The organism is Clostridium sp. JNZ X4-2 (genome assembly GCF_054889485.1).
Genome location: NZ_CM142685.1, coordinates 3,264,180 through 3,286,744 on the forward strand (window position 1 = coordinate 3,264,180; position 22,565 = coordinate 3,286,744).

At 32.7% G+C, this 22,565-nt stretch carries 22 protein-coding genes; 2 read left to right on the forward strand and 20 right to left on the reverse strand.

The window, feature by feature from the left end; translation table 11 throughout:
• Window positions 1–6: 6 nt before the first annotated feature.
• The 11 genes from ACYUJ6_RS15720 to ACYUJ6_RS15770 all read right to left on the reverse strand — a co-directional run bounded on the left by ACYUJ6_RS15720 (window position 7) and on the right by ACYUJ6_RS15770 (window position 9,150).
• Window positions 7–1,035 (reverse strand): MraY family glycosyltransferase, encoded by a 1,029-nt coding sequence (locus tag ACYUJ6_RS15720; RefSeq protein ID WP_461843637.1) that lies wholly within the window; start codon window positions 1,033–1,035, stop codon window positions 7–9.
• Between the two features lie 44 nt (window positions 1,036–1,079).
• Window positions 1,080–1,496, reverse strand: a complete 417-nt coding sequence (locus ACYUJ6_RS15725; protein WP_461843638.1) for a deoxycytidylate deaminase — start codon at window positions 1,494–1,496, stop codon at window positions 1,080–1,082.
• A gap of 213 nt (window positions 1,497–1,709) precedes the next feature.
• Window positions 1,710–2,339 carry a uracil phosphoribosyltransferase gene (gene upp / locus ACYUJ6_RS15730; RefSeq protein WP_461843639.1) on the reverse strand — a complete coding sequence of 210 codons (630 nt, stop codon included), beginning with the start codon at window positions 2,337–2,339 and terminating at the stop codon, window positions 1,710–1,712.
• Window positions 2,340–2,395: 56 nt separating this feature from the next.
• Window positions 2,396–2,845, reverse strand: coding sequence for a ribose 5-phosphate isomerase B (gene rpiB / locus ACYUJ6_RS15735; protein WP_461843640.1), 450 nt, complete (start codon window positions 2,843–2,845; stop codon window positions 2,396–2,398).
• 81 nt (window positions 2,846–2,926) lie between these two features.
• Window positions 2,927–3,385 (reverse strand): low molecular weight protein arginine phosphatase, encoded by a 459-nt coding sequence (locus tag ACYUJ6_RS15740; protein ID WP_461843641.1) that lies wholly within the window; start codon window positions 3,383–3,385, stop codon window positions 2,927–2,929.
• 65 nt (window positions 3,386–3,450) lie between these two features.
• Complete coding sequence (locus ACYUJ6_RS15745; protein ID WP_461843642.1) at window positions 3,451–4,503, reverse strand: L-threonylcarbamoyladenylate synthase; 1,053 nt, start codon at window positions 4,501–4,503, stop codon at window positions 3,451–3,453.
• A gap of 62 nt (window positions 4,504–4,565) precedes the next feature.
• A complete protein-coding gene (locus tag ACYUJ6_RS15750) occupies window positions 4,566–5,288 on the reverse strand; it encodes a ZIP family metal transporter (RefSeq protein ID WP_461843643.1) in 723 nt (240 codons plus the stop codon).
• A 70-nt stretch (window positions 5,289–5,358) separates the two neighbouring features.
• Window positions 5,359–5,985 carry a hypothetical protein gene (locus tag ACYUJ6_RS15755; protein ID WP_461843644.1) on the reverse strand — a complete coding sequence of 209 codons (627 nt, stop codon included), beginning with the start codon at window positions 5,983–5,985 and terminating at the stop codon, window positions 5,359–5,361.
• Between the two features lie 80 nt (window positions 5,986–6,065).
• Window positions 6,066–7,139: a peptide chain release factor 1 gene (gene prfA, locus ACYUJ6_RS15760; RefSeq protein WP_461843645.1), complete on the reverse strand. Its 1,074-nt coding sequence runs from the start codon at window positions 7,137–7,139 to the stop codon at window positions 6,066–6,068.
• Between the two features lie 108 nt (window positions 7,140–7,247).
• Window positions 7,248–8,114: a peptide chain release factor N(5)-glutamine methyltransferase gene (gene prmC, locus ACYUJ6_RS15765; protein WP_461843646.1), complete on the reverse strand. Its 867-nt coding sequence runs from the start codon at window positions 8,112–8,114 to the stop codon at window positions 7,248–7,250.
• The gene (locus ACYUJ6_RS15770; RefSeq protein WP_461843647.1) at window positions 8,104–9,150 is read right to left on the reverse strand and encodes a DUF1385 domain-containing protein; all 1,047 of its coding nucleotides are present in this window, start codon (window positions 9,148–9,150) and stop codon (window positions 8,104–8,106) included. The genes prmC and ACYUJ6_RS15770 overlap by 11 nt, the downstream gene beginning before the upstream one ends.
• Before the next feature lie 371 nt (window positions 9,151–9,521).
• Here ACYUJ6_RS15770 and rpmE point away from each other — a divergent pair, with 371 nt between their 5' ends.
• Window positions 9,522–9,734 (forward strand): 50S ribosomal protein L31, encoded by a 213-nt coding sequence (gene rpmE, locus ACYUJ6_RS15775; protein WP_461843648.1) that lies wholly within the window; start codon window positions 9,522–9,524, stop codon window positions 9,732–9,734.
• Window positions 9,735–9,799: 65 nt separating this feature from the next.
• Here rpmE and rho read toward each other — a convergent pair whose 3' ends face one another.
• The 6 genes from rho to ypeB form a co-directional block, all read right to left on the reverse strand.
• Window positions 9,800–11,260 carry a transcription termination factor Rho gene (gene rho, locus ACYUJ6_RS15780; RefSeq protein ID WP_461843649.1) on the reverse strand — a complete coding sequence of 487 codons (1,461 nt, stop codon included), beginning with the start codon at window positions 11,258–11,260 and terminating at the stop codon, window positions 9,800–9,802.
• A gap of 206 nt (window positions 11,261–11,466) precedes the next feature.
• On the reverse strand, window positions 11,467–11,811 hold the full coding sequence (locus tag ACYUJ6_RS15785; RefSeq protein ID WP_369703215.1) for a hypothetical protein: 345 nt from the start codon (window positions 11,809–11,811) through the stop codon (window positions 11,467–11,469).
• Window positions 11,812–12,016: 205 nt separating this feature from the next.
• Window positions 12,017–13,627: a CTP synthase gene (locus ACYUJ6_RS15790; RefSeq protein ID WP_461843650.1), complete on the reverse strand. Its 1,611-nt coding sequence runs from the start codon at window positions 13,625–13,627 to the stop codon at window positions 12,017–12,019.
• Window positions 13,628–13,895: 268 nt separating this feature from the next.
• Entirely contained in the window at window positions 13,896–14,204 is a 309-nt protein-coding gene (locus ACYUJ6_RS15795; RefSeq protein ID WP_461843651.1) for a ribose-5-phosphate isomerase, read from the reverse strand.
• A gap of 211 nt (window positions 14,205–14,415) precedes the next feature.
• Complete coding sequence (locus ACYUJ6_RS15800; protein ID WP_461843652.1) at window positions 14,416–14,832, reverse strand: YwiB family protein; 417 nt, start codon at window positions 14,830–14,832, stop codon at window positions 14,416–14,418.
• Between the two features lie 207 nt (window positions 14,833–15,039).
• A complete protein-coding gene (gene ypeB / locus ACYUJ6_RS15805; RefSeq protein WP_461843653.1) occupies window positions 15,040–16,410 on the reverse strand; it encodes a germination protein YpeB in 1,371 nt (456 codons plus the stop codon).
• Between the two features lie 236 nt (window positions 16,411–16,646).
• On the opposite strand from ypeB, the gene ACYUJ6_RS15810 reads away from it, so the two are divergent.
• Window positions 16,647–17,888 (forward strand): MGDG synthase family glycosyltransferase, encoded by a 1,242-nt coding sequence (locus ACYUJ6_RS15810; RefSeq protein WP_461843654.1) that lies wholly within the window; start codon window positions 16,647–16,649, stop codon window positions 17,886–17,888.
• A gap of 152 nt (window positions 17,889–18,040) precedes the next feature.
• On the opposite strand, the gene spoIIR is transcribed toward ACYUJ6_RS15810, so the two are convergent.
• The 3 genes from spoIIR to ACYUJ6_RS15825 form a co-directional block, all read right to left on the reverse strand.
• Window positions 18,041–18,685: a stage II sporulation protein R gene (spoIIR, locus tag ACYUJ6_RS15815; RefSeq protein ID WP_461843655.1), complete on the reverse strand. Its 645-nt coding sequence runs from the start codon at window positions 18,683–18,685 to the stop codon at window positions 18,041–18,043.
• An 85-nt stretch (window positions 18,686–18,770) separates the two neighbouring features.
• The gene (locus ACYUJ6_RS15820; protein ID WP_461843656.1) at window positions 18,771–21,026 is read right to left on the reverse strand and encodes a Ger(x)C family spore germination protein; all 2,256 of its coding nucleotides are present in this window, start codon (window positions 21,024–21,026) and stop codon (window positions 18,771–18,773) included.
• Window positions 21,027–21,098: 72 nt separating this feature from the next.
• Window positions 21,099–22,556, reverse strand: a complete 1,458-nt coding sequence (locus tag ACYUJ6_RS15825) for a spore germination protein (RefSeq protein WP_461843657.1) — start codon at window positions 22,554–22,556, stop codon at window positions 21,099–21,101.
• Window positions 22,557–22,565: the final 9 nt, after the last annotated feature.

Here is a 22,565-nt window from a genome sequence, read left to right on the forward strand (position 1 = left end):
TCCATTTCACTCTTTATGTTTAAAAAATCCAGCTTTCCAGGCTATCAGCACTAAAATAATCATAACCATAATCAACAGCAAATAAGACCTTTGTGCATTTATCTCCATAGCTATTATGGAAAAGCTGCCAAGAACTGCACTTATAACATACATTATTGCAACAGCCTGTTTCTGTGTAAGTCCCATATCAAGGAGCCTGTGATGTAGATGCCCTCTATCCGCTTGCATAATTGGTCTGCCGTTTATCTTTCTCCTTATCATGGCAAATAAAGTATCATATATGGGTATTCCAAGTGCAAGAATAGGCACTGCTATAGAAAAAGCCGCTGCTGATTTTACAGCTCCTTCAATGGATATGGCTGCCAGTAAAAATCCCAGCAATTGTGCTCCTGTGTCCCCCATAAATATAGATGCCGGATTAAAATTATAGGGCAGAAATCCAATTATGGCTCCTGACAATATAATTGTAAGTATAGCAGCCTCATTTCTGCCATTTAACAATGCTATAATAAAAATAGTTATAGAGGATATAAAAGCAATGCCTGCGGCCAATCCATCTAATCCATCTATTAAGTTCAGTGCATTGGTAATTCCAACTACCCAAATTAAAGTCAGGGGAATTGACATCATCCCTAAATTCACAAATTGATATAGTCCACTGAATGGATTAGTAATCAATACTATCTTAACCCCATAAATTATCAGAATCAAAGTTGCCGCCAACTGAAACAATAATTTACACCAAGGTTTTATATTGAATTTATCATCTAAAAATCCCCCTATTACTATTATAGTGGAACCTAATATAAGGCCAGTTTCAGAATTCGTAAGTTTGCCTACCTTTAAAAGCAAAGTGACTACAAAAGAAATATATATGGCAATTCCACCTAAAAGCGGTACAGGCTTAGTATGTACTCTTCTATTATCTTTAGGCACATCCAAAATCCGTAATTTTATAGCGTATTTTCTAACAAGTGGTGTAATCACAGCTGAAAGTACTGCTGAAACTAATACAAATAGATATAAATTATTCATAACAACCTTCCTTAATCACATCTTTTGTTCTATCAGATATTATGTTATTCTGCTCTTTTTACACATATTAATTCAATTTGTGGTGCTTTTTCAAACCAATTAATTTCAGGTTTATAATCTTCAGAATATACCACTCTTTTAATGCCACAGGTAATTATCAATTTTTGACATTCGGGGCAGGGCATATGTGTGACATATAATGTAGATTCCTCTCTGTCCTCCGGCGATACTTCAAGCAGACAATTCACTTCTGCATGAATTGTTCTTATACAATGATTATTTTTAAGATAACATCCAACATCATCACAGTGTTCCAATCCCTTGGGACTTCCATTATAACCGGTACCCTTTATTCTTCTGTTTTTAACAAGAACTGCCCCTACATGTAACCTAGGACATGTACTTCTTTCTGCAACCTTAAATGCTATATCCATAAAATAACTATCCCAATCTTTTCTCATTGACAAATATCTCCTTGCTTTATAAGAATACACTATACATTATAAACTATTGAATAATATTTTAAAACAATTGATACTATTTTTTAACATAACCCTCTTTCATTCACCTTATGACGAACCCTAATCCGGCCACTCTTTTTAACGATTAAGAGCCCACCTTGCAGTGGGCTCTTAATCGTTATATAATTTTATTCAATGAGCCAAGGAGTTTATTTATTTTGTTCCATATAACCTGTCTCCAGCATCTCCAAGGCCTGGTACTATATATCCATTTTCATTCAACTTTTCATCTATAGCTGCTGTGTACACATCTACATCAGGATGAGCTTTTATAACGGCTTCTACTCCTTCTCTTGCAGTTATCAAACACATAAGTCTTATATTTTTGGCACCCTTTCGCTTTAACATAGTTATTGCATCTATAGCGGATCCGCCTGTTGCAAGCATAGGATCAGTGACAATTACTTCTCTTTCCCCTATGTCCTGAGGCAATTTACAAAAATACTCTACAGGTTTTAATGTGCTTTCATCTCTATAGAGTCCTATATGACCTACCTTTGCTGCAGGTATAAGCTTCAACATTCCACCTACCATACCAAGTCCTGCTCTCAATATAGGTATTATGGCAACCTTTTTTCCGGAAAGCATTTTGCAGGTGGTTTTAGCTATGGGCGTTTCTATTTCCACATCCTCTGTCTGAAGATTTCTGGTTACCTCATAAGCCATAAGCATAGCTACTTCTTCTACCAGTTCTCTAAAATCCTTAGAGCCTGTATTTTTATCCCTTATCAAAGCCAATTTATGTAATACAAGCGGATGATCTATTTGTGTTACTTTACTCATTATGATTCCTCCAATTTAATAAGTGAACAGCTGCAGTTCACAGTTATAATCTACTGTTATTTATTATATTTTTTTTCTATTCCGGTAATTTTATCTATTCTTTTTTGATGTCTGTCTCCTTGAAACTCAGCGGATAAAAAGGTATCAACTATGTCAAGTGCAAGTCCCTGGCCTACTACTCTCTGACCCATTGCCAATATATTTGCATCATTATGTTCCCTGCATGCATGAGCGCTGAAAGTATCTCCACAAAGTGCCGCCCTTATTCCCGGTACTTTATTTGCAGCAATACTTATTCCAATTCCAGTGCCGCATATCAGTATTCCGAAGTCATAATCTTTGTTTGAAACTTTCTCTGCAACTTTTAGTGCATAATCAGGATAATCGCAGGAATCCTCCGAGAAGGTACCAAAATCTTCAAATCTCATTCCTTTTTCCTGTAAATATTTCATCACTTCCTTTTTCAAGGGAAATCCTGCATGGTCACTGCCTAAAGCAATTTTCATAAAAACACCTCCAAAAATATATTATTATTTTATCCCAGCGCCGCCTGAGCATATGCCCGCAAAAAAGGAAGATAATAACATCTAATTAATGCCCGTATCTTCCTTTAATTTGTTTAATAACAACAAAACACTATTTCTCAGCTGGCTATAAGTATGTTCATATTCGGCTATACTTTTTCCAAAAGGATCTTTTATGTCTTCCCCTAAAGAAACAAATTCACTTAAAGTATATATTTTATTTCTAAATTCAGGAAAACTATTTTGCAGTACATTTCTTATATATGAAGTCATTGTCAAAATAATAATTGAGTTTTCCACCATATATTCATTTACCTGGACAGCCCGTCTATTGCTTATATCTACATTTATATTTTTCTTTATAACCCATGCGGAATTCTTAGAAGCTATACTGTTATCCAATACCGCCATACCAGCAGAAGAAGCTTTTATATAGTCTGTATTACACATAGAATTAAATATAGCCTCCGCCATACAGCTTCTACAGGTATTACCCGTACAAACAAACAGTATGTTTTTCATAAATCAATCCCCCCAAAGCTGAAGTGTCCAAACAAACTAATGTCTGCTAAATGATGAAATATTTTTTATACTCTTGTAATATCAAAGCCGGCAGATTTATTTAATCTATTCATTACAGCCACTCCTATACCTTTTTCTTCAAATGCTTCAGCTAATATAACATCTACATTTTTGTCATCAAAACTTCTAAGAGTTTCAAATAAATTCTTAGATATGCTCAGCATATTATTCCTGCTGCCTAAAGATATTACCAATCCTTTGTTATAAAAATCCTTTGTTTCATCTGTAGCAATTATTCCAACTACCTTATTTTCATCTATATAATTTTGCACCATTTCATTGATTTTTGCAATAGTTTTTTTCAAATCTCCATTAACTATTTTTACCGGTGCCTTTGGAGCATAGTGTCTGTATTTCATTCCAGGTGCCTTAGGTTTTATATTTTTATTTGGTTTTTTCATCACTGCCGGATCAATATAAGCTTCTTTATCTATTTTTCTTAACATCTCAAGAGTTATACCTCCAGGCCTTAATACACAGGATGGCGTCACTGTACAGTCTATTACTGTAGACTCTACTCCTACCTGACACATTTCTCCTCCCAATATAAAGTCCACCTTCCCATTTAAATCTTCTATACATCTTTCCACATCCGTGGGACTGGGACGTCCGGATATGTTTGCAGAAGGTGCTGCTATTGGAACTTTTGATTTTTTAATAAGTTCTCTAGCTACTATATTGGATGGCATTCTGATTCCTACGCTGGGAAGGGATGCGCTGGTAACATCAGGAATAACAGATGATTTAGGAAGAATTAAAGTCATAGGTCCAGGCCAAAATTCTTCCATAAATTTATAGGCTATATCAGGTATATCATGCACTAGAGTTTCTATCTGTTTCTTATCCCATATATGCACGATTAGAGGGTTATCCTGAGGTCTTCCCTTTGCCTCAAATATCTTCTTTACTGCTTCGGGATCAAGAGCATTAGCTCCAAGTCCATATACAGTTTCCGTTGGAAAAGCTACAAGTCCGCCATCTCTTATTATTTTTCCAGCCTCTTCAATAATGCCTTCATCCAAATTTTTTTCATCTATCATCTTTATCTTTGTATCCATCTTACAAACCACCTTTTATATTTAAAACTATAAGTTTATTGTATCTTAAGATCGCTTAGATTTTATAATACCCGTATTATTACAAGTCCTAAAATAATACCGCAAAGGGTACCAAGTGTACTTGTTACACCTTCCCATAATTTTGAGGACTCCGGTATCATCTCACCGCATACAACATACAGCATTATTCCTGATGCAACAGAAAGACATGCACCTAATACATTTTCAGATATATTTGCTATGTATGTACCTGCAAAGGCCCCCAAGGCTGTTGGAAAAGCTGTAATAAATGCATAGAAAAGTATTTTTGAAACCCTGACCCTAGATGCCATAAGTGGTGCTGATACAGCAATCCCCTCTGGTATATCATGAATTGCAATTACAATGCTCATCTTTAAGCCAAGAGTGCTGCCTGCTGCGAATCCACACCCCATTATTATTCCCTCCGGGAAATTATGAATCATGAGACCCAGTGAAGCCATAAATGCCATTTTCATGTGCTTATTGCTGCTGTTTATATTTACCTTCTCATCAATTATTGCAATTATTGCAATTCCCAAAACTGCAAATACTATAGTTAAACCAAAACTCCATTTTTCAATAGACTGGGGAATCAAATCAAACACTACTACCGATAACATTATTCCCCCGGCAAACCCTATTATAAACCCCAGCAACTTATTAGAGGGCTCTTTCACTGCAACTCCCAGAGAAGCTCCTATCATAGTACCTGTAAGAGATACCAAACTGCCTATTGCCACTATGTTAATCAGATTTGTACTCAAAAAATCACCTTATATTTATTACTTATATTTCATGTTTATTTTAAGATTCTATAATATATGAATTATATTTCTATTTTTTATTTTTTATAATATAATTTTCCGAGTTCTGCCTATAATATTTTATCTTTTCTATAGTTGCCTGGGTAAACCAGGCATAAACACAGCTTTTATAAACTGTATTCAAAAATGGATATTTACTCAGCTCACCTCTTTTTATTATAGTATAATAAAATTTGTCCTCAGGGCGTAAAACTTTAAGTTTATTATATTCATGGGCAATATAAGCATGCTTCCTGAGAAATCCTCTATGTATGGGTATCATCCTGTCGCTTCTAAATTTAGAGGTTGAAAGGAGTATAATTCTAAATCCGTATTCTCCTGTATTTCTCTGTGTATATTCTTCCACATGCACCAATACGATTTTATCACATATTATATTTAACCTTCCACTCTTTATTCCCATATTTATTTTTAATTTATAGCCGTCATAAGTAAAGTCCAGCAGTGAATTATTGATTTTTATAATAATTGCTAAAAAAATAAGCACTTCCAATAGTACAAGATAGGTTATATAAAATGTATAAAATTTACTTGTTAAGATAAGGCATACTGGGAGTATAAAAAAAATAAGACATACGGAAAGCATAAATATCCTATAAGCTCTTTTTTGCCTTCTGATAGTTTTATCTATATTCATGCTTTCCCGTCAGATAGAATTTAACGGTTATTTCAGCTCCTTCTGTCTAATAATTTATATTTATACTGTACCACTATTTATCAGCTGTTTCCGATGGCCTTCATCTTCTCAGCCTGATCTGAAGTTATAAGGGCATCTATTATTTCATCTATATCTCCATCCAAAAATGCATCCAGTTTATATAAAGTCATTCCTATCCTATGATCCGTAACTCTCCCCTGAGGATAATTATAAGTCCTTATCCTCTCACTTCTATCACCTGTACCTACCTGACTCTTTCTATCTTCTGCTATACTTGCACTTCTCTCGGCTTCCGCCTTTTCATAAAGCCTTGACTTAAGAACCTTCATGGCTTTTTCTTTATTCTTAAGCTGAGATTTTTCATCCTGACAGGATACTACAAGTCCTGTTGGTAAATGTGTGATCCTAACCGCTGAATCCGTAGTATTGACACACTGTCCACCATGACCTGATGCTCTAAAAACATCTATCCTTATATCATTGGGATTTACTACTATATCCACATCATCAACTTCCGGAAGTACTGCCACAGTTGCAGTAGAAGTATGAATTCTTCCGCTGGATTCTGTATCTGGAACCCTTTGAACCCTGTGAGTTCCACTTTCATATTTTAATCTGCTGTAAGCTCCTTTTCCTTTCACCATAAATACAATTTCCTTAAACCCGCCTATGTCCGTGGCATTTAAACTTATGGTTTCTATTTTCCATCCTTTGCGTTCTGCATATCTTGTATACATTCTTGTAAGGTTTGCTGCAAATAAAGCTGCCTCTTCTCCTCCTGCTCCACCTCTAATTTCCACAAATACATTTTTATCATCATTTGGATCCTTGGGAATAAGAAGAACTTTCAATTCATCTTCGATTTCATCTGTATGCTCTGTAAGTTTTTTTATCTCTTCCTGTTCCATATCTCTCATTTCTTTATCCGTTTCTTCTTTAAACATCTCTTTGTTGTCTTCTAAATCCTGGGCAGTTTTTTTGTATTCCCTATATTTTATTACTATTTCTTCCATTTCAGCATGTTCCTTACACAATTTCTGCCATTCTTTTTGGTTTTCCATAACTGTAGGATCACTTATCTTAATGGATAATTCCTCGTATTTATTTTCTATGAAATTAAGTCTTTCTAACATAATTTTTATCACTCCGTATAAGTATTTTCACAATATATTATTATATCATAATATTTTTATCTATAGCAATAAACCTGAAAAGCAGTAAAATACCTGTTAAACTTTATTCTACAATGCCTTTCCCCATACTGCCCTAATTACTCTATTCTTTCCTGATAAGTCTTTTATGCAGGATATATTCTGAAAGCCGTTTTTTTTCAATATACAGCTTACTTCATCCTTTTGATCATATCCTATTTCAAGCATAAGTACTCCGCCTTTATTTAAAACCTTCAGACTCTCTTCAGCTATTTTTCTATAAAACTCCAGCCCATCTTCCCCTCCGCAAAGCGCCTCATAGGGCTCATAGTTTTTTACATCATCCATTAATTTGTCTATCATGTTTTTTTCTATATAAGGCGGATTTGATACAATCATATTAAATTTTATCTTGTTTTTAATAAAATACTGAAGCAAATCACTTTTAACTACCTGTACTCTTTTTTGAAGAGAAAATCTTTTTATATTTTCAGCTGTAACCTTCAGGGCCACAGGAGATATGTCACAACATTTCACACTTATATTATCTGTAAATTTGGCTATAGATAATCCAATTGCCCCGGTTCCACAGCATAAATCACATATATTGCAAATACCGCTGCCCTTTATTTCCTGCAAAGCCTGTTCTACTAAAGTTTCAGTATCTGGTCTGGGTATTAACACCCCAGGAGTTACCATGAAATTCATCCCCATAAATTCACACTCTCCCAATATGTATTTTACAGGCATTTTTTTCTCTCTTAATTTTAAATATTTATAATAATTTTCGGCTTCTTCTCTGGTAACTTCATAATTGCCATTTATAAATATAAACAGCCTATCTTTATTTATGGCTTTTCCCAAAAGCAGCTGTACATCTAAAACATAACTATCTATTTTTTTATTCTTTAAAATTCCATATCCATATTTTAAAAGTTCATTTATTTTATTCTCCATAAGAATTCTCTACTTTCACTGAATTCGCCTTATTGTATTTACTGCATGTTTCCAGTTGTAATCCATCCTTATCCACGTTTATAATACTTTTTATTTGTCCATCTTCACAGTACTTGCTTTCTTCATTTTCTTCTTCTATTCCCTCTGCGTATTTCAATGCCACAATTGCAACTTCCAACTGGCTGTAATCAGGTTCTTTTGTAGTAAGTTTTTGGAGCATAAGTCCAGGATATGATAAAACCCTGGATAAAAATCCATTACTTTTGCCCATCCACCTTATAAGTTCGTAAGTGATTCCAGATACTAAGGGCAGTAAAATTATTCTGCACAAAATTCTCTGCCCGATACTACCCCATCCGGTTAGTGAAAAAAGTATTATACTTACTATCATTACCAGGAACAAAAAATTTGTACCGCATCTTGGATGAAATCTACTAAATTTCTCCGCATTCTCTGGAGTCAGTTCTCTCTCATTTTCATAACAAAAAATAGTTTTATGCTCGGCACCATGATATTGAAATACCCTATTTATATCAGACATCTTACTTATCAAAAATATATAAGTCAAAAACATGGCTACTCTGATTATACCTTCAACTATATTAAGACTTACAGACCCATATACCCCAAATTTTTTAAACATATTTGCTGCAAAAGTGGGAAAAATAAAAAACAGCAGAACTGCTATACCAAGAGATACAAGAAAAGTTATACCCATGAGTACAGCCTCACTTTTTTCCTTAAATATATTTTTAAACCAATTATCAAATTTCGTAGGCTTTTCTTCATCCTGGAAAAAAGATGCTGAATAATTCAACGTGTTTATACCTATAATCAGCGATTCTATTAAAGATACAAAACCTCTTATAATGGGCAGTCCAAAAAACTTATTCTTTTTACTATAGGGTATGCTTTCTTCCCTATTGACTGCAATTTCACCATTGGACTTTCTCACTGCAGTGGCTATACCCTGCATCCCCCTCATCATAACTCCTTCTATTACGGCTTGCCCTCCAACAGATGTTTTTCTTGACATTGTATTCACCTCTCATTACAATTCTCTTTAATCTTTAATATCAAGTGATTCTCAGGTCCAGATAGGATTTGCTCATAAGAAATATCTTTCTACCCGAGCCCTCGAAGAACTTATCCAGGAGCAGAGTATTGCTTATCCAAGCTCTGCAAAGCTTAGGTTGTTAACAATGACCACCTTTGAATAAATTTTTATATAACCAAATACATTCTAACAGAGGTAGCGCGCAGATTAAAGTGCAGATTTCATTTTTACAAAATAAATTAGCCCGCTTACCCGCTTGCTTACTTTTATTGACTTAGTTTCATGCCTATGTTATAATACAGAAGTTAAAATTAGAGTTTTGTCATTTAAACTTGAAAGAGGTGAACAATATGAAAAAAGGCATACATCCAGAATACTATCATGATGCGGTAGTCAAGTGTGCATGTGGAAACACTTTTACAACTGGTTCAACAGAAAAAGAGTTAAAAGTGGAAATATGCTCTAAATGCCATCCTTTCTTTACTGGTAAGCAAAAGATAGTTGATGCCGGTGGAAGAGTTGATAGATTCTTAAAGAAATTTAATTTAAAAAATGAAGAATAATTATAATAAGATGTATCATTTTATTATAGAACCTGTCTCTTTAATTCAAAAGGCAGGTTTTTGTTTTAACGTTTATCAAAGGATTTATTCAACTCCATTTTACTGGCAATGTTCATAAACTCTATATTATTCTTGGTCTTAGCCAGCAAATTTATTAGCTGTTCAGTAATATTTTGAGTGTTATTATTATCATCATATAATACTTTTCTTATATTAAATGCACTTTCCCTTTCCAGCTGACTTTCAAAAAGTAAATCCTCTCTCCTTGTACCAGATTTATACACATCTATGGCAGGGAATATTCTTCTTTCCTGAAGCTTTCTATTTAAATGTACTTCCATATTTCCAGTACCCTTAAATTCTTCAAATATCATATCATCCATTCTACTTCCAGTTTCAATTAATGCAGTGGCAAGTATAGTTAAACTTCCACCTTCTTCTATATTTCTAGCTGCACCGAAAAACTTTTTAGGCATTATAAGTGCTCCTGGATCTAATCCTCCTGATAGAGTTCTGCCCGTTGGAGTTATAGTCAAGTTATATGCTCTGGAAAGCCTGGTTATACTATCCAGAAGTATTACTACATCCTGACCCTGCTCTACCATTCTTTTGGTCCTCTCAAGCACCATATAGGCAACCTTAGTATGATGTTCCGGCTCTTCATCAAAAGTAGAATAAATCACTTCACCATTTATGGATCTTTGCATATCAGTAACTTCCTCGGGACGCTCGTCTATAAGTAAAACTATAAGCTTTATTCCTGGATGATTTTTTGAAATACTCTGGGCTATTTTTTTTAGAAGAGTAGTTTTACCCGCCTTAGGTGGAGCAACTATAATTCCTCTCTGTCCTTTACCTATAGGGGATATTATATCCATAAGCCTAGTAGACAAATTTGAACTTTGAGTTTCTAATCTCAATCTTTGATTAGGATATATAGGAGTGAGGGTTTCAAAAGGTTTTCTTCCAACTGCTCTTTCCGGATTCTCTCCATTTACTTCTTGAACATATAATAATGCCTTGAACTTTTCTCCCTCTTTTGGAATTCTGACTTTTCCACAGACCTCATCACCGGTTTTTAAATTAAATCTCCTTATTTGAGATGGTGATACATATATATCATCAGGACCTGTGAGATAATTTTTCCCTCTTAAAAATCCATAGTTATTATTTTCAATTATCTCAAGTACCCCTCTTGCACTATCTGATTCATTTATCATCTCTTTAAGTTTTTCTCTTTTTTCATCACAATTTGTTTTCTGTTCCTGGGATTTAGCTTCATGAGCTTTGTCATCTGATGTCTTTATACTATGCTCCGGTTCCCTGTGCTTGATTACTTCCTCTTTTTTAGGACTTATTTTTTCTCTAAGCACAATACCACCTTTATTTATATAGGCAGGAGAAACCTTTTTTATCTCCTCAATTAATTCAGACTTTTTATATTTAGATATGTTCCTTATCTCCAAGGTTTTTGCAATATCTTTTAATTTTGCAACTGTCATATTGTCTATATCTTTATTGTTCAAAAAGTAACACCTCACAATTATTTAGTTTTATATTATAACATAATCTTGGGAAATTTTTAAAATAAAATTGAAAATATAATATGAAAATATCATATTTATAAGTAAAGAATTCCTATATAGAAAGGTTACACTTCAGGATACATTATACCCCTTTTTTTCACTTTAATCCATATTATTTTATGACAATCACAAAAACAGTTAAAATATCATATAAGTGCATATGTCTTTTCCACGATTTCATTATGCCTTGAAATTCTATTTTTTATAGTATTATAATTTCCTATATATAAAATTGGGAAACCCAACACTTCGCAGCCCCCAATTATAATATCTTTTTTAATCAAGTGATTGATATTATATTTATAGTAGTGAACATTCCCACAGAATTCACATTTAACTCCTATAAGTAATGTTTTGTTATTTATAAAGTTTATTTTTAAAGAGGTGAAACTCTTATTGATCTTATTCACATCAAATATGGAGAAATTTTTAATATCATACTTTTCTTCCAAATTTTTAACAGCAATACTTATATTTGTTTGAAATATCACAAAGCTCACCTCCCATGAATATTCATCAGCTTTTTAATATGGTTTTAATTAAGAATAATTAAATCATATTATTTATATTTCTATAAATATCTCCAAAATCCTTCATGAAAACTCATTATATTATTTTATTTTTACAATTATAATTGGTACATATCATAAGAATATATGTACCAAATATAATTATAAAATAGACTTTATTTAATAATTAGTCATTATTCTTATAGTTTAAAGATGCTTTTATAAATTCTCTAAATAGAGGATGTGGCCTATTTGGTCTGGATCTAAGTTCTGGATGAAACTGTACCCCTACAAACCAAGGATGATTTTTTATTTCTACAATTTCCACCAACTTGGAATCGGGACTTACCCCAGAAAGTACCAATCCTGCTTTCTCTAACTTATCTCTATAAAAATTATTAAATTCATACCTGTGTCTGTGTCTTTCATATATAACTTTTTCACCATAAGCTTTAAAAGAGTTGCTTTCATTTAAAAGTTTGCATGGATATACCCCCAGCCTCATGGTACCGCCTTTTTCATCTATATTTTTTTGATCCGGCATCAAATCTATAACAGGATATTTAGTATCAGGATTTATCTCCGAACTATGCGCTCCCTCGTAACCAAGAATATTTCTTGCAAATTCTATTACGGCACACTGCATACCCAAACATATACCAAAGAAAGGTACCTTATTTTTTCTAGCCCATCCTGCGGACAATATTTTTCCTTCTATTCCTCTATCGCCAAATCCTCCTGGAATTAATACACCATCTGCATCTTTCAGATAACCTTCTACATTTTCCTCAGTAACATCTTCAGAATTTATCCATTTTATATCCACATTTGCCCCATTTGCATATCCTCCATGATTCAACGCTTCAACTACAGATATATAGGCATCATGAAGTTCTACATATTTTCCAACTAAAGCTATAGTTACATTCTTTGATAATTTTTTTATTTTATCTACCATGTCAATCCATTCAGTATTATCTATCTTACTGGTTTTTAGCTTTAATTTTCTGCATACCAAATCATCCAATCCTTCTTTATGAAGCATCAGTGGGACTTCATATAAATTTTCTGCATCTAAATTTTGAATTACAGAATCTCTCTCCACATTACAGAATAAACCTATCTTTTCTTTTAGATCATTGGAAATTACCTTTTCTGAACGGCATACTATTATGTCCGGCTGTATTCCGATACTCCTCAATTCCTTAACTGAATGTTGGGTAGGCTTGGTTTTTAATTCTCCTGATTTTTTTAAATAAGGAACCAGCGTAACATGTATAAAACACACATTCTCTATGCCCACGTCATATTTTATCTGCCTTATAGCTTCTAAAAAAGGCAATGACTCTATATCTCCTACCGTTCCTCCAATTTCTGTTATAACTACATCAATATCTTTTTCCTCTGCCACCCTATATACCCTGGACTTTATCTCATTGGTTATGTGTGGAATTACTTGGACCGTGCTTCCCAAGTATTCTCCCTTTCTTTCCTTTGATATAACTGACCAATATATTTTTCCTGTGGTTACATTGTTGCTTTTACTTAAATTTTCATCTATAAATCTTTCATAGTGACCCAAATCCAAGTCCGTTTCTGCTCCATCATCTGTAACAAAAACCTCTCCGTGCTGATAGGGACTCATAGTACCTGGATCTACATTTATATATGGATCAAATTTTTGAATTGAAACTTTAATCCCCCTATTTTTCAAAAGTCGTCCTAATGAAGCTGCCGTTATTCCCTTTCCTAGTGAAGATACTACTCCTCCAGTTACAAATATATATTTTGTATTCATAAGTTTCTGCTTTTAAAAGCAGTGTCACCCCCTGTTTTTTATCCTGGTAAAATCTAAATTATATATCTTTTAATAAATTATTTGGAAAAACATAAATAATATTAAAAAAAGTCTTTCATCTGTCATTGACAAAATATTTAATTAGTTTTATAATAAAAATTACCCTTATAATATAAAATAGTATGTTTTGTCTAAAAACATACTTAATATAATATCACATTTTTTATTTATATTCTAGGTTTTTTATGCTTTTATAAAAATATTTATTTTATTCCACTTTATCTATTACCTCTTCTGCTTCAAAGTACATATCTCTTATACGTTTGTTCAATAACAGTTTTTTTTCTGCTCTTTTTATATTATTTTTCATGTTGTTTCCTTTTACAGAGGGAAAATCTTTTCTCAATATCTCCAAATCATAACATTCATACTTATTGACAAGTAAAAAAAATAAATATCTACAGGATTCATCTTTTAGAATTTCAAACATTTCTTCCTTAGTCAGTCCCTTATATTTGCACAATATATCAATTATCTTAGAATACACCTTTTCTTTGTCATTAAAATATTTTCTCATATGTATCCTCCTTTTTGACACTTATCTATATATTTAATTAATTGCCACAATATGAAGCTTTTAATCATGAAATAATCAAAAAAATAAACTTTAAGCTAAAAACCAAGAGTAAATATCCAAAAATCGTCAAAATTCCTGCTTTACTCTTAATTTTCACTTTCAATTTTTAACTTCTGGGATACAATTACCATCTTTAAATTTTTAATCCTATTTATTCCTGAGTTTTTATATTTATTCTTAACTGCGTATCCTGTGTAGCTTGTCCTGCTAAACTCATACTATAATCAATGATCACGTCTCCCCCATATTCATTTATATTTATATCCATTTCGTTAGTCCTTATTTTCAGCTCTATAATTCCGTAAGGTGTTTTATACATAGACATACTCTTTTGATTTTTATTAAAATCCATGTTGGCATTAGTACTTCCCATCCTTATAAGAGAAAATTTATTATTTTTTATTTTTAAGGTAGTAGTAGTTCCCTCCATTCCAGATAATTGGGTTTCTTTATAAACCGCATAATAGGAATCATTTTTTTTGTAAAAATCTCCGGGAGTTACCACTTCTATGACTTCATCATCACCAGATTGTTTACTGGATACAGATATGACTGCCTTTTTCTTCATGATTAAATCTTCACCTGCCCCATTCAATTTTATATTATATAAAGCAAATCTTAAAACTAATTTTATTATATCAAATCGATTAGTATATTTAAATGCATAAAAGCTTTATTTGTCTTAAGGCTTAGGATAATTTATCCAGAGGCATATCATTGCCTATCCACAGCTTTACAAAACCTGGAATGCCGGCAATGACAGCCATGGAATAAACTATATGGTCAACTGACCGTTAGGAGTATTGATTATTTGAATTATCCTCTCTTCATATCCAGTGTCGGCATTTATATAAACTTTAAAATTATCACCATTATAATTGCCTGAAAACTCATAACATAGTATTTCTGCATTTGTTTCTGAAGGAATTATAACAAGCCTCTTACTGGTTATATTTAATCTTTTGCCAACTCTTTCTCTAGCTTTTTCATAATTCACTTTAGGATTTGATATTTTTCTCTTCTCACTATGAGATATTAAATACTTGTCTGCCTCTATACCTATAATATCTCCATTGTCCAAAGCTATTTTTAATTTTATCTGATCTGGATATATCAATATGCCATCTTGATTATACACATAATTTATAACTGCTATATTATTATATTTAAGTGAATATGTAGGAACCATATTGTCATATCCTAGGTTTTTCAGATATTTTGTTCCAATACTTACAGCTTTTTTTACATCCATAGAGCTATTATTTACAACTCTATCATTTATTAAATATGATATTTTCCCGCCCCTTTTGCTTATTTCACATACAACCCCATCTTCTTTTCCAGTCCTTCCTTTAAGGGCAGCGGTAAATCTATATACATCTATATCAGCTTTTCCTTTAATTGAAGATACATTTAAACTCTCTATCTTTTCCTCTCCTATTATTCGCTTGGCTATTATTTCTGCTTCACCTTGAGAAATTTGTTTTTGGGAGTCAATCTTAGGTTTTACCTGAAGTGCATTATCTGAAAATGGTCCATCATAAATCAATGCAGGATATTGAACTACCTGCTTCTGTATTCCTTGAAATTGTTCAGATATGGAATTATCATTTCCTTTAGCAAATGCACCAGTGATTTTTTTCCTTATTTCTCCCCATTTTACTTTTCCCTTGTTTATATCGTCAGCAGTTGTCTTCAGTTGTCCTTCCAAAATAACAGATTGTTTTTTTAACCTTTCTATATTATTATAATCTCCATCAGTTAATTGTTTGCCGTTGCTGGACACCTTGCCCAGATTATAGCAGAAATCTCCAGTTTGAGATAAAAACTTACTGGTATCGGATATGGTGGGCTGGGATACCGGAAGTGAATGCAGCTTATCATTGGCTATGGCAGAATATCTGAATATTTCTTCAAAAACAACTATTGACTGTTCTCTTGATCCAACTATGGCTGCCTTTGTCAAGTTTACCCTAATATTTTGAACTGCATCTATTAATTCATACATACTCTTGCCATATTCACCCTGCAGATAATTCCTGTAATCATTTCTTTCCAATGTCATAAGAACTGCAAAAGTACTTGAAAAAACTACGATCAGAGTTACCACAGCTGTATATATAATTCTTTTTTTTGCAATTTTCATGGAGCTGCACCTCTTTCTTATAGACAATTTTATATATCAAACACATAATCTCTTACTTTATTTATATTATCTGCATTTATCCAATTGTTATGTATTATTTAGTTTAATAATAATTATAAAAGCTAATACTATTTTATAATTATTATTAATTTTTTCTTAAATGTTCATTAAATGAGTTTATTATTTTCACCACATTTTATATAATAAGATTACATACTTAATCAGAAGGTGATTAGATGAAAGTTTTATTTTTTTCAATTTCTGCCGGTGGCGGGCATGGTAATGCCGCTGAAGGTCTAAAAAGTTACATATCCCTGAGGGATCCGGCTTCAAAGGTAAAAATTATTGATACTTTAAAATATATAAATCCAATAATAGATAAGGTAGTAATAGGAAGTTACTTAAAGTCCCTAAAAGTATCTCCTTCTTTATACGGAAAACTTTACAGATATTCAGAAGGTGATTATACAATTACAACTACAATAAGTTCAAAACTTATTGAAGCTCTGACTTGTAAGCTTCTTCCCCTTATAGATGAGTTTAAACCTGATATATTGATATCTACTCATTCATTTGCTACAGAAATGCTGTCTGTATTAAAATCGAAATACCATATAAATATACCCTGTTTGTGTATAATTACTGATTATTATTCTCATAGTTCCTGGCTTCATCCTTATATAGATGCCTATGTGATTTCCAATACGGACATGATAAATAAAATGATATCCAAGGGAATATCTAAGGACACCATTTATAATTTAGGAATACCTGTCAGACCTGAATTTAATATAAGTTATGATAAAGCTGATACACTGAAGAGACTAGATTTATCCCAATCAAAATTTACCATCTTGGTTATGGGTGGGAGTTTAGGTCTGGGTAAAATAACAGACATATACAAACAGCTGAACAGAGTCAATGAAGACATTCAAATAATAATTATAACTGGCAAAAACAAGAAACTTTATTCGGAACTTTTAAAAATTAAAATGTCTTCTTCTAAGGAGACCCGTATTATAGGCTTTACTGACCAGGTAAACAAATATATGCAGGCCAGTGATCTCCTTTTGACTAAGCCCGGTGGACTTACTATTTCCGAAGCTTTAATATGCAGGATACCTCTTGGATTGTTTTCCCCCATACCCGGTCAAGAGGAAAAAAATGCTCAATTTTTATTGAAAAATAATTTGGCCGTAAATTTAACTGACATAAGTAAATGTAAAGAAAATATTGAAAAACTTCTCAACTCTAAAGATGAGCTGAAAATTATAAGTAAAAATTGCAGTAAGTTTGCCAAACCATATGCTGTAAATAATATATTTGATTTAATTAATTGGCTTATACAAAATAATTTGGCTAAAACAACTTTAGTGGGAAGTAAGAAAAACTATAATAAAGATACCACTAAGACATTTTTAAAATCTGCAGAAGAATATTTTTTGAAAACTGCCCAAAAATTATTTGCAGGAAATTAATTAATATAAATCACAGCTTTAATCACAATACAAGTGAGGGCTAATCAGAACATGATTCTACATATACTTTATCAATTAAAATTTAATATCTGTAGAGCCCACTTGTATATATTATATTTTTAAGGTTATTGTCTGCCATATGTTATGTCATTCTACACTCCCATATTTTTCAGTACTTCCAATATCTTAAATTTTAATTTTATATCTTTTTTCTTATTTAATCCCAGTGAATTATTATCCACCATTTTATATTCTTCCGGTGTCAGAACCTTTTTCATCTCCTTTTCCGTTTTTGTATAAGATACTTGTCCCTTTGTAATATCAACAAAGCATAATGGAGGAAACATAACACACCACCAATTTTGCCCCTTTCCACTGCCTATAACTATCCTATAGGCCTCATATCTTCCCTGGGGAAGAGTTATATTTCCATAGGTTTTTATGGGAAAGTTCACCTTGGATAAGGTGCTCTCAACTTTATAGCTATAACCTTCTTTCTTTATTTCACTGCTGGCTATTTTCAATATTTTTTCATTATTTTCTTTTAAAATTTCTCTGGATTCCTCTATGTTTTTTGAATTTTTTAACTTAGGAGCCACATATTTTAACACTTTATCTCTCACCTTTAATTTAAGAGCTTGGTCACTTTCTGAATCACTGTTTGCTATGACATGAAATCTTATAATTCTGGATGCCATATCATTTTGTATATCATTACTTTTTACTTCATCTAAAAAGGAATATGAAGCAAATACACTTAAAATACTTATAATAAATATCAATAAAACCTTTTTCATAATCTCATCCCCACTTTCTTTAATTATCTTCTAACTTACTAGTAATTATTGACATATATTCAAGTTGTATTCACTCCATATCAATTTATTTTGTTACACCAATTCTTCTTATTTTTGTATCCACATTTATATTTACAACTGCATCTTTATAAGTATCATCCCATTTATATTTTACTTGCCTCCATACACCAGGGTGATATTTCTCCACATATTCCCTGAATCCTATAGGATCAACCTGAAGCTCTCTTTGAGTAGACCTTACTACACTTTTACATTCCTTTGTTATAGCTTCATTAAAATTATGTTCAATTTGATTTAACTTATCCACTGAAAAAGCTGCATTGCCGGTATAATAATTTTTTATCTGACCTTCTATATCCAAATCTATATTAAATATCAGTTTTCCACCTTTTTGAAGCATCCTTATTTTTCTGCTGGTATTGTCAATTCTTATATCCAAGGGATGATCATCTGCATATATCATTTTCTTTCCACCCCTTAAGCTGCCCTTCAACAGTTCTATATTTGACGTCTGGGTGGAATTTAAAATTCCTTTCTGTGCAAAATTTTTTATGACAAAGGTACCCGATATTTTTATATTATTATTGTCCTTATCCACAACAACCCTAGGTACTATGCTATTTCCATCTTCACTCATTTCAACTAAAAAATCATTTAAGGTTACGGGAAAAACTGCACTATTTCTAAGGTCACTTTCAACCATTCCCAATATATAATTTTCAACACTGATTTCCGAAGGAGTGTTAAACTTTATATATTTTTCTGCATCTCCATCTGACATAACTATGTATATATTTCTATTTAAAGAAGGCTCTCTTTGAAGATAATCAATAACTTCCTTTACTGCATCAGGATATTTCATTAAATTTTCACCTAATATCAGTATCCTCACATGACTGAATCTTATGGATCTGCTGCTTTCGGCTACGGCATTACTCACTGCATCCTGAATGGAATATCCATCCACATCTATATATTTATCCTGTGATACCCCTCCCTTACCTGGTTCCAATTTACTTAAATCCGGAACACCAAAGGTCACATGAAATTTTTTCAAATCTATGGACGTTAATGGATCTGTTGGTTTTATATTTTTCAGTTCTTTTGTTTTTCCTATATCCGCTCCTGCATCTACTCCCATTATAGATACCAGATCTGTTCTTTCTATTTCGACTTTATCCCAGCACCCGGTCAATATAACACAAATTAATAGTAGAGATATGGCCTTTCCTCTGTTTCCCCTATTCTTCATCTTGCCAGACAAAAATATGATTACAGGCAGTACAATCAAGCTATATATAAAAAGCGGAGGTATAAACTTATTGCCTATATTATAAAGCTCCGCTATGTTTTGGGGATATAATGCAGTTATATATATAAACGGAGCTATGAGGGCTGATGAAAGTTTTACATCTCCAAGCCTTAACACATCCTTCACCATATCAGATGATAAATAGTATATATTACAGAAAGTAGTAAAATAGAATATAACCCATATGGCCATAACTACTCCTTCCCACCTTTCTATAAAGGCTCCGTTTATATTTATCGAATTTATCATAGTTATTGTGGGCCATAATAATATTTTAGTCTGCTCTTTGGAGAAAATAGCCAGTGAAAAAACAACAATTATAACATAAAACACTGTTATAAATACAATACTTTTCATGGCGGTTTTATTTATATGCAATTTATTTTTCGCAAATGGCCCAATCAAATATATTATCTCTATTCCAGCAAAATTATATATTGTACTTTTAAGTGCCGTCAAATAGGTTTGGGGCTTATTGGACAGTACAGGTAAAACGTTGGTAAAATCCGTCCTATTTAAAGTAAACAGCAATATCAGACCTATAGATATAAACATTATCCAAAAAGAAACTTCGTTGAATTTTATTAAATTTTCCAATTCGCTTCTTACAAGGTAAATACCGGAAATTATGGTTATAATTATCAAGAACTCCGTGGGTGTTTTTTCAAGTAAATACATCTTTATAACTTCTACAAATATTCTCATACCAATTGATATAGTAAACACATTATATACAACAAATATAACAGCTAAAATTCCTCCTAATATTTTTCCAAAATTATCTTCAAGTATTATATTGAATTTATTATACCCATTGGATTTAAGAGTTCTATAGGCTATATAAATCAGGAGATAAGTTTCAACTCCTGCCATTATAGTCACAATCCACCCATCAGTACCCACAATACTTGTTACTTCCCTCGGGTAGGAAAATATGCCCACCCCTATAACAGTTACTATTATAGTGGTAAATACTCCAGACGCAGTTATAAAATCCTTATCTTTCATACAATGGCCTCCTCCCTTAGTTCAAAATTAAAAAAATACAGCTTAATTACCAATAACCGTTGTCTGATTCAACTATCTTTGTCTTATTTTATCCCCGGTATTCATATATCTGGGTCTTTTCCTTAAAAATCTAATAGGAGCCCTAATATACATGTCTTTAAAATCATTACTATTTTCATTTACCATAGGTGATAAGTAAGATACTCCAAAACTCTTCAATCTCACTAAGTGCACTAAAGTAAATATAAGTCCAATCATAATTCCATAAAGTCCTGCTACAGCTGATGCAATTATGAGTAAAAATCTAATTAATCTAAATGCACAAGTCATCTCATAGTTAGGGGTAGTAAAACTGGTTATAGCAGTAACAGATACTATTATTATCATTATGGGGCTTACTATACCAGCTTGAACTGCCGCTTGACCTATAATTAACCCCCCTACTATTCCGGTGGTTGCACCTATGGATTTGGGAAGTCTGGCCACAGACTCCAAAAGCAGAGCAAAGCTCAGTTCCATAATTATAGCTTCCATGAAAGCCGGGAAAGGCACTCCTTCTCTTGAAGCTGCAATAAAATACGCCAGCTTTGTAGGTAATATTCCCGTATGAAAAGAAGTAACCGCCACATAAAAAGCAGGCATTATCAATGTAATAATTATAGACATAAACCTTATTATTCTTATTGTTGAACTATATATCCATCTTTGATAGTAGTCATCTGGGGACTGGAATAAATTTGCCATAGTAGTAGGCACTATAATTGCAAAAGGAGAATTATCCACTACTATTGCAATTCTTCCTTCATACAATGCGGATGCCACTACATCAGGCCTTTCAGTACTCTGGATTTGCGGAAAAAGCGACCATTTGTTGTCTTCTATAAGTTGTTCTACATACCCGCTGTCCAAAATAGCATCTATTTTTATGCCGTCTAATCTTTCCATAAGTTCTTTCAACGCTTCCTTATTCACTATATCCTTTATGTACATTACTACTACATCAGTTTTAGATCTTACTCCCAGAGGCTTCGGTACAATTCTAAGCCTTGTATCCCTTATTCTCCTTCTTATCAAAGCTGTATTAAATCTTAAAGTTTCTGTAAAACCATCCCTGGCTCCCCTTAGAACCGTTTCCCCTGAAGGCTCAGATACTCCTCTCACGGGCCACGCTCTGGTTGCAAGTACATAAAAACTTTTCAGCCCCTCCACAAACATCAACGTTTCACCAGATAAGACCAAGTCCACTCCCTTTTTTAAATCAACCAATTCTTTCATGTCGGATACGGTTATCAGCCTGTCTTTTATACAGCTTACCTGCTTTATATATCTGCCCCTGGTCATAAGTCCCCTTAGCAAATCATCCAGGATCATCTTATCCCCCATACCGTCTATATACACTATTGCGGATTTAACTTCCCCTATATAAAATTCCCTAAAAACTAAATCTGAATTATCTTCAAACAGTTCTTTCAAATATTTTATATTTTCATCAACTTTAGAGAATATAGAATCCTTCACCTCTTCCTTCATATACATCAC

Excerpts from the sequence above, each read along its gene's own strand:
- rpmE (WP_461843648.1), top strand. The coding sequence starts at position 9,522 with ATGAAAAAAGGCATACATCCAGAATACTATCATGATGCGGTAGTCAAG.
- ACYUJ6_RS15800 (WP_461843652.1), bottom strand. The coding sequence starts at position 14,832 with ATGAAGAAAAAGGCAGTCATATCTGTATCCAGTAAACAATCTGGTGAT.
- ACYUJ6_RS15810 (WP_461843654.1), top strand. The coding sequence starts at position 16,647 with ATGAAAGTTTTATTTTTTTCAATTTCTGCCGGTGGCGGGCATGGTAAT.
- ACYUJ6_RS15790 (WP_461843650.1), bottom strand. The coding sequence starts at position 13,627 with ATGAATACAAAATATATATTTGTAACTGGAGGAGTAGTATCTTCACTA.
- ACYUJ6_RS15745 (WP_461843642.1), bottom strand. The coding sequence starts at position 4,503 with ATGGATACAAAGATAAAGATGATAGATGAAAAAAATTTGGATGAAGGC.
- ACYUJ6_RS15795 (WP_461843651.1), bottom strand. The coding sequence starts at position 14,204 with ATGAGAAAATATTTTAATGACAAAGAAAAGGTGTATTCTAAGATAATT.
- rpiB (WP_461843640.1), bottom strand. The coding sequence starts at position 2,845 with ATGAAAATTGCTTTAGGCAGTGACCATGCAGGATTTCCCTTGAAAAAG.
- ACYUJ6_RS15740 (WP_461843641.1), bottom strand. The coding sequence starts at position 3,385 with ATGAAAAACATACTGTTTGTTTGTACGGGTAATACCTGTAGAAGCTGT.
- upp (WP_461843639.1), bottom strand. The coding sequence starts at position 2,339 with ATGAGTAAAGTAACACAAATAGATCATCCGCTTGTATTACATAAATTG.
- ACYUJ6_RS15825 (WP_461843657.1), bottom strand. The coding sequence starts at position 22,556 with ATGAAGGAAGAGGTGAAGGATTCTATATTCTCTAAAGTTGATGAAAAT.
- ACYUJ6_RS15725 (WP_461843638.1), bottom strand. The coding sequence starts at position 1,496 with ATGAGAAAAGATTGGGATAGTTATTTTATGGATATAGCATTTAAGGTT.
- ACYUJ6_RS15755 (WP_461843644.1), bottom strand. The coding sequence starts at position 5,985 with ATGAATATAGATAAAACTATCAGAAGGCAAAAAAGAGCTTATAGGATA.
- spoIIR (WP_461843655.1), bottom strand. The coding sequence starts at position 18,685 with ATGAAAAAGGTTTTATTGATATTTATTATAAGTATTTTAAGTGTATTT.
- prmC (WP_461843646.1), bottom strand. The coding sequence starts at position 8,114 with ATGGAGAATAAAATAAATGAACTTTTAAAATATGGATATGGAATTTTA.
- ACYUJ6_RS15820 (WP_461843656.1), bottom strand. The coding sequence starts at position 21,026 with ATGAAAGATAAGGATTTTATAACTGCGTCTGGAGTATTTACCACTATA.
- ACYUJ6_RS15770 (WP_461843647.1), bottom strand. The coding sequence starts at position 9,150 with ATGTCAAGAAAAACATCTGTTGGAGGGCAAGCCGTAATAGAAGGAGTT.
- prfA (WP_461843645.1), bottom strand. The coding sequence starts at position 7,139 with ATGTTAGAAAGACTTAATTTCATAGAAAATAAATACGAGGAATTATCC.
- ACYUJ6_RS15720 (WP_461843637.1), bottom strand. The coding sequence starts at position 1,035 with ATGAATAATTTATATCTATTTGTATTAGTTTCAGCAGTACTTTCAGCT.
- ypeB (WP_461843653.1), bottom strand. The coding sequence starts at position 16,410 with ATGAAAATTGCAAAAAAAAGAATTATATATACAGCTGTGGTAACTCTG.